Here is a 14624-nt window from a genome sequence, read left to right as displayed (position 1 = left end):
TTTTCTGTTTTGGTTTTCTGTAAAGTATCGGCAATATATTTAGCATGAACCTCGATTCACCAATTCTCTGTGACCAACAGCCTTCGCGGCTGCGGATGGTCAGACCCATCGGAGTCTACGCACTGCACGGCATTACGTTTTTAGGAAATAGATTGTTCGCTGTCGATCGGACAGAAGGGCTACTATTGGAGATCGATCAAGAAACTGACAACACTACCGTTTTAAATCCTTGTCAAACAGCTAAGTTTGCCGGTGCAACTGGCCTGGCTATCTGGGAAGATACTCTTTGGTTTGCAAGCGATGAGGATATTTGTTGCTGTCGCGGTGCCATTCGGGATGGAAAAGTCGGGGAACTGAAACCGGAACATTTTGTTTCCCTTTCTTATCCGGCTGACGGGATTGCTGTGTGGAAATCTACACTTTATGTTACCTGTCAGAGACTTGGCTATATTCTGGTTTTTGACTGCAATACAGGGCGCGAGATTACTCGATTTTATGCTCCTGGTATTGGGGTAGAAAATATTACTGTGCGGGATGAAGAACTTTGGGTTTGCGACAAGACTGAGCAAACTGTTTACTGTTTAGAACGGGCAAATGGGGATGTTAAATTTAGTGTTTTGACACCCTTTGAAAATCCTTCGGGCTTGGCTTTTCATCAGGATGTGGCAACTGGGGAAGAGGTTCTTTATGTGGCCTATGCTGGAGATGAACTTTACATCCGGGATGACCCGAATTCGGCAGACCCTTTTCAGTTGACTAAGCGCGATCGCACTTTTATTCACCCTTTGTATTTTCACTACAATCAAGCCGAAGGCTACGCTCTTTCCAACGGTTTTTTGATGGAAATGTCCTATGTCGAGGAACTGTCTCCCCTGGAGGAGGTAGCAATTGATAATTTGGAGTGGCGGATTGCTTTACCTTCGGAAACTCATCGGCAAAAGGTGACGCAAATTACCCCGATCGGGATGCCTTTTACTGAGGAAATTCAGGAGGGGGAACGGGTAGCGGTGTTTAAGTTCGATCGGCTTCATGCTGGAGAACGGCGAATTTTTGGCTGGAAGGCTTTGTTGGAAGTTCGAGCAATTAAGTATCAATTGTCGCCTAGGGATGTGGAAAAGATTCCTAAACTGTCGCCGGAGTTTGAAGCTAAGTATTTGGTGGATAACGATAATTTGGCGATGGATACGGAGATTGTGCGATCGGCTGCAACGGCTGCTATTGGTTCAGAAACAAACATTCTCAGAAAATTACTGAGCATTCGTAATTTTGTTTATGACCAACTTGCTTACGGAATTAGACCACATATCGACACACCAGATATTGTGCTGCGCCGTGGTATTGGTTCCTGTGGCGAATACGTGGGGGTTTTGTTGGCTTTAGCCCGGTTAAATGGCATTGCTTGTCGCACAATTGGACGGTACAAGTGTCCGGCTTTTGCTGACAGAAAAGGTTTGCCACTGGAACCAGATTTTAATCACGTTTGGCTAGAGTTTTACATTCCGGGCTTTGGGTGGGTACCTATGGAATCAAATCCTGATGACATCCAAGAAAGAGGGCCTTATCCTTTGCGCTTTTTTATGGGTTTAGCTTGGTACCACGTCGAAATTGGCAAGGGAATTCGCTTTCAAAGTCTGACGAGTGAGGGTCTTCCTGTGAAAAAAGATAATGTTTCCGTGGGGAGTCTGGCAATTAATCATGTGAGGTTTACAATTTTGTCAGAGTTGCCAGCAATTTGAAGTTTTTAGTGAACTAACCTGAGTTGATCTAAAATCTAAAAGAGACTTCTCCTAAAAAGCTGGTCTTGAAGAGGCTGTTGAGGCCTGTTCCACAGTAATTATGGGAGAGGTTTAATGTGAAGTAGAAGTTTGTCGGAGGGGTTGTGGAATTTTCTATTGCTAATGTTCTGGTTGTAGTCGCCTTTTTACTGCTGCTGATAGTTACGGGCGGGGTTGCCTATTTGACTGCGCTTGAGTGGGGCGATCGCAGACGGTTAGATGAGGCTAAACGGAAAAAAAAATAGCTGTTTGCTATTGACAAATGGCAATTTTTATGGGTAATACAAGGCGATCGAGTGCGATCGCTTTGTTTTTTGGAATTGAATCCAAAATGAATACAGAAGGAATAGAGAAATTAGCCTGTATTCATCCTGAGATAGCTAATTAAAAAACATATTTTTCTGCTACACGCCAGTAGCGGAAAAAACGCTTCAAATCAATGTAGCCATCATAGCGCACAAAGGGTTCTGGGGATAAAATTTCAACCGGGAGCGGCTGAATTTTTAGACAAATATCCTGAAACCGAGGACTGGGACTTTCCGTCGTCACTACTTGATTGGCACTGAATTCTTGAGCAAAAGCCATAACTTCTGTAGCCACATCGCCGCGCCGAATAATTACCGGCAATTCCAGCAAACATTCGTAAATAAACAAGATGCGCTTGAGACTTAACTGCCATTCATCGATTAGCGCATCATCCCAAACCCAAATCGCCGGTGCATTTGGGTATGCTTGAAAAACGGGGTCTTTTGGGTTCAGGCAGTCTCCGTGTAGCCAAATAATCGGATTGTTCATAAATGGGGAATGGGGAATGGGGAATTTGTTATTTGTGTTATTGGTTGGTAGTTAGCTATTAGGAGTAAATCTGATATAATAATACTCATAGTAGCTAATGACAACTAACAACTGACAAACAACTAATCATCAATAACTAATAACGAATAACAAATTAGCGACCTTTTTGAAGACGATTCCAACTCTGAGAACCGCCGCGGCGATCGACCTTTTCTCCCGAAGGAAACAACTTCGCTTCCAACTGTTCGTAACTTCCCTCAAAATCACATTGTCCGTACAGAGGACAATCGCCACAATACACCCCCTTAGTGTAACGTTCCAAATTCTCCCGATTAAAAAAGTAAGCCTTGTGACTAAAAGTGCTCGCTACCCATTGCCAAGAAAGATTATTACTCGCCGGATCTCCATCTAGCAAATGTGCCAAAAACCAGCGAGCTCCGACTTGCCAACGCACTTTGCGCCAGTGTACAAGATAAGCGGCCATCCACATCCGCTGGTGATTATGTAAATAACCAGTTTCCCGCAACTCGCGACTGAAACTGTCGATGCAAACTAAACCAGTCGTGCCCTCAATGATATCTTCGGGCATAGTTTCGCTGTATTGTGAAGCAGTGTAGCCAGTTTTGTAGGGTTCCTGGTCTTGCCAAATCCCGTTTCCCAATTCTGCATAAAGTCGTTGCCAATAATCTCGCCAACCCAACTCGTTGACAAGTTTCACTGCATCTTCTTGATGTCGCACCTTTGCTAGCACCATATCGCGGACTTCTGCAAGGCTCAAAACGCCGTAACGTAAATAGGGCGACAAGCGAGTTACCGCGCCGTTGAGGAAGTTGCGAGTTGAGGTGTACTTGGCGGGATCGACTTGTTTTAGCGCTGTTTCGGCTGCTTTGCGCCCGCCTAGGGTGGGGGATAGGTGACTGTCTCTGGCGGCGGCTTCGGGGAACTGTTGGCGCAGGTAGGTAATTAATTCTTCGCGGCTGGCAAATTCCCGCTTCATGTCCTGAGTCATTTTTCTTAATCCCCTGTGATTCTTCCTGAATGTTAAAGCTATACACTCAAGGTTAAATATCATAGCAAAATCTTATGGCAACTTTTTCGACGGACGCTAGTGCGATCGTCAGCTCAAGTACACAACTCAAAAATAGCGAAATTCAAGAGTTCGATCGAGCCATGATGCGCCGCTGTATAGAATTAGCCCGTCGCGCTCTAGGTAAGACTGCTCCCAATCCCCTCGTCGGTTCTGTAATTGTCCGCGACGGCAAAATTGTTGGCGAAGGATTTCACCCTGGTGCGGGGCAACCTCACGCCGAAGTTTTTGCGCTCCGGGAAGCGGGGGAACTGGCAGCAGGAGCGACGGTTTATGTCAATCTAGAGCCTTGCAACCATTATGGACGGACTCCTCCATGTTCCGAAGCTTTAATTCAGGCTAAGGTGGCAAAAGTAGTGGCTGGGATGGTCGATCCGAATCCTGTGGTGGCGGGTACGGGACTTGCTCGGTTGCGGGCAACAGGCATTGAAGTTGTGGCTGGGGTAGAAGAGGAAGCTTGTCAGAAACTGAATGAGGCTTTTGTACACCGGATTTTGCACCGGCGTCCTTTCGGAATTTTGAAATATGCGATGACTTTAGACGGTAAAATTGCTAGCACTACCGGTCACAGCGCTTGGGTAACAGGCGAGGCGGCTCGGAGCGAAGTACATGGGGTGCGTGTCGGCTGCGATGCTGTGATTGTGGGAGGAAATACGGTGCGTTTGGATAATCCTGAATTGACTAGCCATCAACCCGATCGCCATAATCCACTAAGGGTGGTGATGAGTCGATCGCTGGATTTACCGAAGTCGGCTCGTTTGTGGGAAACCTCTTTTGCCCATACTTTGGTGTTTACTGAACCTGGGGTTAATCTGGAGTTTCAAGCATTTTTGATGGCAAAAGGGGTGGAAGTTGTGGAATTGTCACCGCTGACACCGACTAATGTTATGGGTTATTTGTACGATCGCTCTTTTCTGTCTGTACTGTGGGAATGTGGCGGCACTCTGGCGGCAAAAGCAATTGCTGACGGTGCGGTGCAGAAAATTATGGCTTTCATTGCTCCTAAAATTGTCGGAGGTTCCCACGCTCCAACTCCTGTGGGAGATTTGGGGTTTGCCAAAATGACTGATGCTTTAACTTTAGAGCGAGTTTCTTGGCGCACCGTGGGTACAGATTGTTTGATGGAAGGCTATTTGAAAAGTCAAGATTGAAAGTTAAAAAGTCGAAGCAAATCTCTATTTTTAGTTGGGAATTTTTAAGTTTTAAGTATTTCTATGCTTGAAATTTTGATTTGGAGTTTGATGGTTGGCAGTCTCGGTTTAGAGTCGGCGCTGGCGGGGGTGTTCATCAACCGCCAGCAATTCGCTATGGGGCAACAATGCGATGAGGAGGAGGAAGTTTTGACTCGCTACGAATCTCAAGAGGAACATTTAGCTGGCCGAGATAATTCGCAATCTAACGGCAATCCTAGACCTGATACTACGGTTGTGGAGTATAAAATTGTGCGGGCTAACAGCGATTTATTTCGGAATCCTGCTATTTTTCAGAAGCTGTGTCGAGAAGAGGCGGAAGTTGGCTGGATGCTGCTAGAAAAGCTGGACGACAGGCGGGTGAGGTTCAAACGTGCGATCGCGCTTCGGGATAGCCAGAGGTCAGATTTGCCAGCCTTTGACCCTTACCGCACTCATTACGGCCCCATGTTGAATGGAACTACTTTGGCAGGGGCGATCGTGTTTCTGAGCGCCATGGTACTTCCTGCTATTTTGGGCTATGCTTTGGTGTCTACGACTCTAATCAGAAATCGGTCGAATGTGCCTTTGGCTCCTATTCAATCTATGCCTTCTCCGGGAGCACCAGATAATACGAATTAAGACTTGGGTGATTGATGATATTATGTGAGTAGTTAGTGCTTGATTTTTTAATGATTAAAAATTAAGCACCTTATTTTGCAAGCCCTTCCTCAAAACATACCAGTTTTAGCCACAACTGCTACAGCTAACAACCGAGTTGTCAACGATATTGTCGAGCAATTAAGTGCAAATCTCCGCGTCATCAGAGGAAACTTAATCAGAGAAAGCTTGCAACTCCAAAATATCGCTCTGGGAAGTTCAGCAGCAAGAATGGCATGGTTAGCAGAACAGTTGCCCAACTTACCGGGAAGCGGAATTATTTACACCCTAACTGTCAGAGATGCCGAACGGATTGCCGACTGGTTAACAACTCAAGGAATTGATTGTAAAACCTACCATAGCAATCTAAAAAATTCAGATAAAGAAGCCTTAGAAGACCAACTTATAAACAACAAAATTAAAGCATTAGTTGCAACTGTAGCTTTAGGAATGGGTTTTGACAAGCCAGATTTAGGATTTGTCATTCATTACCAACGTCCTGGTTCCGTTGTTCATTATTATCAACAAGTAGGGCGAGCGGGTAGAGCCGTAGAACAAGCCTATGGTATCCTTTTAAGCGGCGATGAAGATGACGATATTACCAACTATTTTATCAGAACAGCTTTTCCTCCACAAGCCCATACGCAAGAAATTTTAAGTGCGTTAGACCTCGCCGATGACGGCTTATCTGTTCCCCAGTTAGAGCAAAAACTAAATTTGTCTAATGGGCAAATTAATAAAGTTTTAAAACTGTTGTCTCTCGAATCACCAGCCCCAGTCAGCAAGCAAAATTCTAAGTGGTATGCTACTCCTGTTGATTATCAGCAAGACACCGATAAAATCGAAAATTTGACGCAAATCCGCCGCCAAGAACAAGACAGAATGCGAGAATACATGGGCGAAAACCAACAATGCCTCATGGCTTTTCTCGCAACAGAATTAGATGACCAAAATCCAACTAACTGCGGCAAATGTGCGGTGTGTTTGGGTAAGCCTTTACTCCCAGAAACCCCTTCTATGGAAACGGTAAATCAAGCAATTCAGTACCTGCGGCGGTGCGATCGCATTATCGAACCCCGGAAACAATGGCCTACAGGAAAAGCATTGCCAACTTACGGTTTTTCTGGAAAAATTAAACCTAATTTAATAGCAGAATCCGGCAAGGCGCTGTCTTTATGGGGTGACGCAGGTTGGGGAGAATTAGTTAAACTAGGTAAGTATCAAGATAATAATTTTAGTGACGCACTGGTTGAGGGCGCTTTTGAAATGATTCAGCGCTGGCAACCTCAACCATTTCCGACTTGGGTGACTTGCGTACCTTCTTTAAATCGTCCCGACTTAGTGCCTAATTTTGCTCAACAACTGGCAGATAGATTAAATTTGCCATTTCAGCCAGTTATTCGGAAAATTCGTCAAACACAAGCTCAAAAAGAGATGAATAACAGTTACCAGCAAGCTCATAATTTGGATGGTGCATTTGCGATCGACACTTGGGAAGGAATCAAGGGAACAGTTTTCTTAGTTGACGATATGGTAGATTCCCGGTGGACTTTTACAGTCATTGCCGCACTTTTACGTCAAGCTGGTAGCGGGTCAGTTTTTCCTCTAGCATTATCCCTCAACTCTCTCGCCGATTAGATATATGAATCACGTACTACCGCCAGATACTCAAGCAATTTTACTTTTGTGCGCTAGCTTCGGGCAAAATCGGCAAACAGAACCTCACCCCCTAACGCTTGGCGAATATAATTCCTTGGCTGGTTGGCTGCGCGAAAATCAGAAGCGCCCAGCCGATTTACTGCATCCAACTTGTTTAAATTTGTTACAATCAATTCCGGTAAATAAGCTTGACTTTTACAGGATTTCGGCATTATTACAACGAGGGTTAATGCTAAGTTTGGCTGTGGAAAAATGGACGAATCAAGGGCTGTGGATATTAGGAAGAAGCGACTCTCAATATCCCAAGCGCCTCAAGCAAATATTGCAACATTTAGCACCAGCAATTCTCTATGGAATTGGCAAGATAAAATTGCTATCTCAGGGAGGATTAGCTATTGTTGGTTCTCGCCATGTTGAAGCATCAGCCAATTTTTCTAAATCTGCTGATGCGGGGGAAAACCAACAACTGCAAGATTCGCTGTTAGAAATTGAAGTGGTAGTTACAGATGTGGAAGTGACACACTCATTAACATCGGAGATTGTGGTAAATCAATCACTTTCAAACTCTGGAGCGGAGATTGTGCTCGCAGAAACAGAAGTAGAAGCGTCAGCCCCAGAGGAAAAAGATGTTGCATCTAATGGAACTTCACAAGATGCGATTCCCTACGGGATATCTTCGATTAACGCACACAGGAACACACAAGCAGTCGAATACCCTCCCAAAGACATTTACGAAGCAGTTTTACCGTTCATTCTCAGTCATTTAGAGCAACCGTTAGATGATAAATCTATAGCGGAACTTCTGGATGTTCAAATAGGGCAAATGCGACTGTGGTTAAAAAAAGCAGTAGCAGAAGGTAAGGTAATCAAAACTAATAAGCCAGTGGCTTATGTAGCCAATCAACAAGGAGCTTTATTGTCTTTGTTGAATGAAAGTGCATAACCCAATGTGCCTGCAACTTCCGTGGGGTAAATCATTCAATTATCTACCGAAAATTTCCCATCTCAAATCGATAAACTCCTTAATTTTGTGACGGTGTTATGGAAGGAGCGGATGTCAATGTCAAGTTATAATTTGTATCACCTTCAAATTGAGAAACGCGCAGAAAATAAGTACCAGCAGGCAAAGCCCCATTACTCACAATCTGTTCCGCAGCCGTACCTAAATTATTAGACGAAGCAATAATACCGCTCAATCCCACTGCGCCTTGACCGTTGATATCCTGAATTAATTCTAGATCGGCATCTGCACTCAAACCATCCAGAGTTGCATTGAAAAGGCTAGGAGTATTCAATACAAAACTATAAATATCCGTTGGTTCCGCAGCACCTACAAAATCATTTAAATTTTTAGTTCCTGTGAGAAGATCCAGGTTTTTAGCAGCACTTAAATTATCAGCAACATCTGGTAATGTACCCAAAAGTCCTTCGGCTTGACCAAATTGAATGTAGTGCTCGATCGCACTTTTCACCACGCCATTTCTCACTGCTGCTGCTACCAGCGGATACTTGGCTAAATAAAATTCAGGATCGAAGAAAGGACTGGGTTTGCGAATTTCGGTTTGACCGATTTTCAGAAAGTGTTCAAAGGCTGTAACTTGATTGGTTTGAACTGCTGTTTGAACGTCGGGGTTACTGCTTAGGTAAAAACTAACATCAAATAAAGGGTTGGGACTTCGACGCTCAAATTGACCGTAGGCAATAAAATGATCTGCACCGGAAAATTTATTTTTTTCTCCTGATACGGCTACATCAGTGTTTGTTTCTAAATAATAGCTGGCATCAAATAGGGGATTGGGGTCGCGATTTTCAAATTTGCCAATCTTTTGGTAGTGATCGAAGGGACTTGATACCGTGCCTCTGGCGACGGCTACAGCAACATCGGGGTTGTTTTCGAGGTAAAATTTGCGGTCGAAAAGTGTTTTGAGGGTTAGCATTTTTACAACAATCTATGTACACTTAACCTGGAAAGTGGATAATCACATTTAATCAATAATCCAGTTCATATCAAAATTTTGTGAGGGTGTCTAGATTATGGCTAAATCTGCACTGATGGCAATGCTGCGCCGCGCTTCGATAATTGCCCAGAAATCAATGGCAACTGGTATTCCGGCTGATGAACTTCTGGGGATGCTCACAGATCGCACTTCCAATTTTCCCATATCTCGGCGCGGATTGCTACGGGGGGGTTTGGCGACGGGGGCGGCGCTGGCTGCTGCGAATTTGACGCGGGAGGGAGAGGGGGCTTTTGCTCAACAGCAAGGTCGATCGCCCATTTTGGTTGTGGGCGCGGGAATTGCGGGTTTGACGGCGGCCTATCGCTTGAGTCAAGGGGGTGTACGTGCCGATATCATCGAGGCAACTAACCGCGTGGGGGGGCGGATACGCACTATACCCAAGGTGGCTGGAACTTTGATTTCGGCGGATGTGGGAGGAGAATATATTGATAGTGGCCACACTACTTTGATTTCCCTGGCGACGGAATTGGGTTTGCGGGCGATCGATTTAGCTCAGGCGCAGACGGGATTGGTCAAGGATACCTTTTTCTTGCAAGGACGGCGATTTTCTATGGAACAATTAATCACCGATTTTGCACCTATAGCTAGTAAGATTCGGGCTGATTTACGGGGAATTGGCAATAACCTTGACTATCAAGATTTTACGGAAACAGCCGAAAGAGTGGACAATGTTTCCATCGCTGAATATTTAGATAGTGTAGATGCTAACGTCATTGTTAAGCAGTTACTCCGCATTGCTTACACTACGGAATACGGTCTCGATGTGGACGAACAGTCTGCCTTGAATTTGCTGTTTTTAATTGCTTCTGAGGCTGATAGTTTTCAGTTGTATGGTGACAGTGATGAGCGCTATCAAATTGAGGGTGGCAACAGTCAAATTGTCAATGGTTTGGCTGGTCAATTGTCTGGTTCCATCGAAGCGGGGACTGTTTTGGAAGCGATTAACCTTTTGCCGGATGGCCGTTATCGGGTAAGTTTGCGATCGGGACAAAGTGCATTCGATCGCACCTACGAGCGAGTTTTGTTAACTTTGCCCTTCAGCACTCTGCGAGATGTTAATATCAATGTGCCTTTACCCCAACCGAAGCGACGGGCGATCGAGCAATTGGGCTACGGTACTAATTCTAAGTTAGTGACGGGCTACCGCACTCGCATTTGGCGAGAACTTTATCGATCGACTGCTTCTGTTTATACCGACTTAGGATTCCAAAATAGTTGGGAAGCTACACCTTTTACTCCTACTGTTAGCGGTTTAGTTACTAATTTTACAGGAGGTAGACAGGGTTTGGCGATCGGTAGTGGAATTCCTGAAGATCAAGCCCAAAAATTTTTGGGACAATTTGAAAAAGTTTTCCCTGGAGTTAAAGATTTGCGATCGGGTAAAGCTGTGCGAGCTTTTTGGCCAGGAGAACGTTATTTTAAAGGTTCCTATTCCTGCTATTTAGTCGGACAATGGACGCAAATGCACGGCGTTGAAGGCGAACAAGTTGGTAATTTATATTTTGCGGGAGAGCACACTTCTCTGGAAAATCAACGCTCTATGGAAGGCGGTTGTGAGACTGGACAAAGGGCGGCTGGAGAAATTTTGAAAGATTTGGGTTTGACAGCTTCTGCTAATGCTTTGAACACTCGTTAAGCTAGTAGTTTGACAAATCGTCGTCCAAGTCGAAAAGTTCCGGGTGCAAGGACTAAAGGCATCTAAATTATATTTTTTGGGCGGGCAAGATGCCCGCCCCACAAGAAGCTAGATCTATTGTGGAACAGGCCGGAAAGCCTGTTCAATACTGGCTTTTTTGGAGATGTCTATTGATCAAATAATCTCGTCTGGGTTAATTCCCCGATCGCGCAAATATTCAGCCAGTCGATCGGCCCGTTGACGTTCGCGATCGGCCCGCTGGGATTCTGCTTTTAACTGTTCTACACCCCACAAAATCAGATTTCCTGCTTCATCCCACCAGCGCAACCAATAGCCTGCACGCTGTTCTTTCTCCCCTCGCCACGTTCCTAAATACAAACCAAAATCTGCCATCCAGTGACGACCTTCCTCATCGGGAAATTCTAGTTCGTAGTTGCCATTTTCCAAGCGATATACTTCCAGCAATCCAGTTTCTGGGTCAAAAATGATGTAAGTTGGTACTTGCAGAATTTGTTCATAAAAAAACCACTTTCCCGGAGGAAAAGTACGTTTGATAGAATATTCGCCGCCGTCTGTTTCCGACAAAAATTCCATGACAATGGTCGGTATTTCTCCTTCCAAGTTTGGGGTGTAACTTTTGCGGTCTATTCTCGACTCTGCGGGCAATACCGAAGGTACATAAACCCAATCTGGTGCTTTGATTATTAACTCGCCGTTGACAGTAGCGCAAATACCAAAGTTGCTGGCAATCAGCATTAGTGGCCCGATCGATCCTCTCAGTTCTAAGATTTCTCGAAGTGCTCCAGCAATTAGCGGTTGACCTGTATTTTCCACGGGTTTTTCTTCTAATTGGAAGTCGTCTGGCAACTTCTCCCAAGTTACGGTCAGTTCGATCGTTTTTTGTCCTGGGTTATCTTGAGTAACGACCATGACTTTACTTTCTAAAGTTTGATGTCTTATTATAGCATAATATACGGTGCGTAATCTGTACTCCTAAAGTTTATGTAAATTATCTTGTACAATTAATTTCAGAAAATCCAGGTAAAAGCATGAAAGTTTTACATTTAACCGTAGCTTTATCAATTCTGCTAACATCGCTGATATCAGATAAATCTTTGCTAGCAAATACGGCAAATCTTTTAGCTCAAAATTCAGAAATTGACGAACCATTTTGCTACATGAGAACTACCGATGGCAAAACAGTGGATTTAGGCAAATTGTGCGAAAATAAAACACCATCAAGAACTTCCCAATCTTGTATTGCCGGTTCCAACATTGCCGCAAAAGTTTCAATAAATAACGTAAATTATGATGGTAAATTTTTAAGCGGTCAAATCATCAATCAAGGTTGTAAACTTGTCAAGAATATCAAAGTCAACTATGAGGTTTTGGATGAGTTAGGTAATTCCATAGATAATGGATTCATTGCTACTCAACCAGTTACGGTTGAACCGGGAAAGTCGGCTACCTTTCGGGGAGAAGTTGTGGCGGGGGCGAAGGTGCGGGCTACTCATGCTGACGGTGAGGATTGATTTTTGATATTTGCCCGATCGCTGCTATCATATTTTGACTCAGATATAGCGTTGATCAAATAGATGAAGTAGGTTGGGTTGAGCGGTAGTGAAACCCAACACTCGATTTTAAATCAAGAGTTGGGTTTCGTTACCTCAACCCAACCTACCTATTTTTAACTTCACTCTTATTGAGAACCGCTATATGTCTCAACCCAAAACTTGCAGATGCAGAATAGTTTGAAAACGCGATCGACTTACTGGCAAATCTTACCTTACATCCAGCAGCAAAAAGGAACCATCGCCAAAGCATTAGTTTGCACCCTCGGATTTACTATATTTTGGCCGATAATGGCGTGGCTGATTGGCGAAACAGCATCAAAATTTGTAGGTACTGGAGATTTTAAAGGATTCACTAAACTTGCCGCAGCCAGTGCAATTATATTCTTGATTCGTAGCATCATTCAGTACGGCCAAGATACGCTAATGGCAAAAGCAGCTTTAACTATTGCTTTAGAAATTCGCAAAAAAGTTTATACGCACTTACAAAAGCTCAATATCGGCTACTTTGAAACTGCCCAAACGGGAGATTTATCCTACCGATTAACTGAAGATATTGACCGCATTGGCGAAGTTATAAATAAATTTTTCCATCAATTTATTCCTTCTATTTTACAGCTAATTGTGATCGTGGGATATATGATTTATCTCAACTGGCAATTAACTTTAGGTGCATTAATCATTATACCGCTGATGGCATTACTAATTAGCTGGTTTGGCGAGAAATTGCTCAGATACTCGCGGGAAAGTCAAGATCGGATCTCTGATTTATCTTCTTTGCTGACAGAAGTATTTAGTGGAATTCGTTTAATTAAAGCATTTGTGGCTGAAGATTATGAAATTGCTCGTTTTGCGGAAGAAGCAGAAAAAAATCGTCGCGCTAAGTATTTATCAGAACGAATCAAGGCGCTTCAATTTATTGTAGTTGGCTTTCCAGAAGCTGTTAGTATAATTTTGCTATTTTTGCTGGGAGGTTGGCAAATTGAGCAGGGTAATTTGACTGGTTCTCAGTTTATTAGTTATATCGCAGGAGCGGCTCTTTTGATCGATCCGATCGCAACTACTACTGCTAATTACGGCGATTTCAAGCAGGGAGAGGCTTCTAGCGATCGCATTTTTGAACTATTGGCAATTCTACCAACCGTAGTTGAAAAGCCTGGGGCGCTTGAACTTCCCCACGTTACCGGGAAAGTCGAATACCGCAATATTAATTTTGCTTACCCCCCTCAATCCCCCCTTGATAAGGGGGGACAAGAGCCTCAATCCCCCCTTTATAAAGGGGGACAAGAGCCTCAATCCCCCCTTTATAAGGGGGGAAAAGAGCCTCAATCCCCCCTTTATAAGGGGGGAAAAGAGCCTCAATCCCCCATTGATAAGGGGGGAAAAGAGCCTCAACCCCCCATTGATAAGGGGGGAAAAGAGCCTCAACCCCCCCTTTATAAGGGGGGAAAAGAGCCTCAACCCCCCCTTTATAAGGGGGGGCAAGGGGGGGTTCCAATTTTACAAAATATGAGTTTACTGGCACTTCCCGGAGAAATGATTGCCCTTGTGGGTGCATCTGGTGCCGGGAAAACTACTTTGGTGAACTTGTTACCAAGATTTTACGATCCGCAAGTTGGACAAGTTTTAATTGATGGGATTGATGTTCAAGATGTGACATTAAATACGCTGCGCCGACAAATCGGAATTGTGCCGCAGGAAACTATTTTATTTTCGGGGACAATTGCTCAAAATATTGCTTTTGGGCGATCGTATTATGAACTGAAAGATGTTGAAAAAGCGGCGGAAATTGCTAACGCTCATCAATTTATTAGTGAGTTTCCCGACGGTTATCAAACTTGGGTTGGGGAAAGGGGTGTAAATTTATCTGGTGGCCAAAAACAAAGAATTGCGATCGCCCGTGCAGTGTTGCTGAATCCGCGAATTTTGATCCTGGATGAAGCGACATCGGCTCTAGATTCGGAATCAGAAGCTTTGGTGCAGGAAGCGTTGGAAAGATTGATGCAAGACAGGACTGTGTTTATTATCGCACACCGTTTGGCGACTGTGCGGAAGGCTGACAGAATTTTGGTTTTGGAAAAAGGGAGAGTTGTGGAGTCGGGGACTCATGAGGAATTGCTGGAAAAAGGCGATCGTTATGCTGGTTATTATGCTCAGCAATTTAGTTAGTTAAAGTAAATAAGGCCGATCGACTCCGCCCAAGAAAGCGGGTTTTTATCTAAACAGAGTGTCATCAGTTATTACTGATTAGTAA

The 14624-nt window shown here is 44.2% G+C and carries 14 protein-coding genes; 10 read left to right on the top strand and 4 right to left on the bottom strand.

The features are described from left to right. Positions 1–44: 44 nt before the first annotated feature. The 3 genes from P2A85_RS05075 to P2A85_RS05065 all read left to right on the top strand — a co-directional run bounded on the left by P2A85_RS05075 (position 45) and on the right by P2A85_RS05065 (position 2163). On the top strand, positions 45–1736 hold the full coding sequence (locus P2A85_RS05075) for a transglutaminase domain-containing protein (RefSeq protein ID WP_377477894.1): 1692 nt from the start codon (positions 45–47) through the stop codon (positions 1734–1736). Between the two features lie 143 nt (positions 1737–1879). After that, on the top strand, positions 1880–2020 hold the full coding sequence (locus tag P2A85_RS05070; RefSeq protein ID WP_340519880.1) for a hypothetical protein: 141 nt from the start codon (positions 1880–1882) through the stop codon (positions 2018–2020). A gap of 17 nt (positions 2021–2037) precedes the next feature. Next, a complete protein-coding gene (locus P2A85_RS05065; RefSeq protein ID WP_377477893.1) occupies positions 2038–2163 on the top strand; it encodes a hypothetical protein in 126 nt (41 codons plus the stop codon). On the opposite strand, the gene P2A85_RS05060 is transcribed toward P2A85_RS05065, so the two are convergent. Both P2A85_RS05060 and P2A85_RS05055 read right to left on the bottom strand, forming a co-directional pair. Then, entirely contained in the window at positions 2160–2570 is a 411-nt protein-coding gene (locus tag P2A85_RS05060; RefSeq protein WP_377477892.1) for a hypothetical protein, read from the bottom strand. The two genes, P2A85_RS05065 and P2A85_RS05060, sit on opposite strands and share 4 nt — an antisense overlap. A 154-nt stretch (positions 2571–2724) precedes the next feature. Further along, on the bottom strand, positions 2725–3579 hold the full coding sequence (locus P2A85_RS05055; protein WP_377477891.1) for an FAD-binding domain-containing protein: 855 nt from the start codon (positions 3577–3579) through the stop codon (positions 2725–2727). A 74-nt stretch (positions 3580–3653) separates the two neighbouring features. Between P2A85_RS05055 and ribD the strand changes: the two genes are divergently transcribed. The 4 genes from ribD to P2A85_RS05035 all read left to right on the top strand — a co-directional run bounded on the left by ribD (position 3654) and on the right by P2A85_RS05035 (position 8088). Beyond that, positions 3654–4808 (top strand): bifunctional diaminohydroxyphosphoribosylaminopyrimidine deaminase/5-amino-6-(5-phosphoribosylamino)uracil reductase RibD, encoded by a 1155-nt coding sequence (ribD, locus tag P2A85_RS05050; protein ID WP_377477889.1) that lies wholly within the window; start codon positions 3654–3656, stop codon positions 4806–4808. A 63-nt stretch (positions 4809–4871) separates the two neighbouring features. After that, positions 4872–5468, top strand: coding sequence for a hypothetical protein (locus P2A85_RS05045; RefSeq protein ID WP_377477888.1), 597 nt, complete (start codon positions 4872–4874; stop codon positions 5466–5468). Between the two features lie 75 nt (positions 5469–5543). Further along, positions 5544–7124 carry a helicase-related protein gene (locus tag P2A85_RS05040; protein ID WP_377477887.1) on the top strand — a complete coding sequence of 527 codons (1581 nt, stop codon included), beginning with the start codon at positions 5544–5546 and terminating at the stop codon, positions 7122–7124. 4 nt (positions 7125–7128) lie between these two features. Next, on the top strand, positions 7129–8088 hold the full coding sequence (locus P2A85_RS05035) for a DNA-processing protein DprA (protein ID WP_377477886.1): 960 nt from the start codon (positions 7129–7131) through the stop codon (positions 8086–8088). A gap of 79 nt (positions 8089–8167) precedes the next feature. Here the strand turns inward: P2A85_RS05035 and P2A85_RS05030 are convergent, their stop codons facing one another. After that, entirely contained in the window at positions 8168–9082 is a 915-nt protein-coding gene (locus tag P2A85_RS05030) for a PPC domain-containing protein (protein WP_377477884.1), read from the bottom strand. Positions 9083–9179: 97 nt separating this feature from the next. On the opposite strand from P2A85_RS05030, the gene P2A85_RS05025 reads away from it, so the two are divergent. Further along, the gene (locus tag P2A85_RS05025; RefSeq protein WP_377477883.1) at positions 9180–10799 is read left to right on the top strand and encodes a flavin monoamine oxidase family protein; all 1620 of its coding nucleotides are present in this window, start codon (positions 9180–9182) and stop codon (positions 10797–10799) included. Between the two features lie 174 nt (positions 10800–10973). On the opposite strand, the gene P2A85_RS05020 is transcribed toward P2A85_RS05025, so the two are convergent. Beyond that, the gene (locus P2A85_RS05020; protein WP_377477882.1) at positions 10974–11729 is read right to left on the bottom strand and encodes a Uma2 family endonuclease; all 756 of its coding nucleotides are present in this window, start codon (positions 11727–11729) and stop codon (positions 10974–10976) included. A 119-nt stretch (positions 11730–11848) separates the two neighbouring features. Here P2A85_RS05020 and P2A85_RS05015 point away from each other — a divergent pair, with 119 nt between their 5' ends. Next, on the top strand, positions 11849–12331 hold the full coding sequence (locus P2A85_RS05015) for an FxLYD domain-containing protein (protein ID WP_377477881.1): 483 nt from the start codon (positions 11849–11851) through the stop codon (positions 12329–12331). A gap of 207 nt (positions 12332–12538) precedes the next feature. After that, positions 12539–14539 carry an ABC transporter transmembrane domain-containing protein gene (locus tag P2A85_RS05010; protein ID WP_377477880.1) on the top strand — a complete coding sequence of 667 codons (2001 nt, stop codon included), beginning with the start codon at positions 12539–12541 and terminating at the stop codon, positions 14537–14539. Positions 14540–14624 lie beyond the last annotated feature (85 nt).

It is taken from the genome of Microcoleus anatoxicus (assembly GCF_042465725.1).
Lineage (GTDB): Bacteria > Cyanobacteriota > Cyanobacteriia > Cyanobacteriales > Microcoleaceae > Microcoleus > Microcoleus anatoxicus.
This window is presented reverse-complemented; position numbering and strand designations above follow the sequence as displayed.

Bases quoted from the DNA above. Each gene is read 5' to 3' on its own strand.
- P2A85_RS05075 (WP_377477894.1), top strand. From the start codon at position 45: ATGAACCTCGATTCACCAATTCTCTGTGACCAACAGCCTTCGCGGCTG.
- P2A85_RS05030 (WP_377477884.1), bottom strand. From the start codon at position 9,082: ATGCTAACCCTCAAAACACTTTTCGACCGCAAATTTTACCTCGAAAAC.
- ribD (WP_377477889.1), top strand. From the start codon at position 3,654: ATGGCAACTTTTTCGACGGACGCTAGTGCGATCGTCAGCTCAAGTACA.
- P2A85_RS05045 (WP_377477888.1), top strand. From the start codon at position 4,872: ATGCTTGAAATTTTGATTTGGAGTTTGATGGTTGGCAGTCTCGGTTTA.
- P2A85_RS05055 (WP_377477891.1), bottom strand. From the start codon at position 3,579: ATGACTCAGGACATGAAGCGGGAATTTGCCAGCCGCGAAGAATTAATT.
- P2A85_RS05025 (WP_377477883.1), top strand. From the start codon at position 9,180: ATGGCTAAATCTGCACTGATGGCAATGCTGCGCCGCGCTTCGATAATT.
- P2A85_RS05035 (WP_377477886.1), top strand. From the start codon at position 7,129: ATGAATCACGTACTACCGCCAGATACTCAAGCAATTTTACTTTTGTGC.
- P2A85_RS05015 (WP_377477881.1), top strand. From the start codon at position 11,849: ATGAAAGTTTTACATTTAACCGTAGCTTTATCAATTCTGCTAACATCG.
- P2A85_RS05060 (WP_377477892.1), bottom strand. From the start codon at position 2,570: ATGAACAATCCGATTATTTGGCTACACGGAGACTGCCTGAACCCAAAA.
- P2A85_RS05020 (WP_377477882.1), bottom strand. From the start codon at position 11,729: ATGGTCGTTACTCAAGATAACCCAGGACAAAAAACGATCGAACTGACC.
- P2A85_RS05065 (WP_377477893.1), top strand. From the start codon at position 2,038: ATGGCAATTTTTATGGGTAATACAAGGCGATCGAGTGCGATCGCTTTG.
- P2A85_RS05010 (WP_377477880.1), top strand. From the start codon at position 12,539: ATGCAGAATAGTTTGAAAACGCGATCGACTTACTGGCAAATCTTACCT.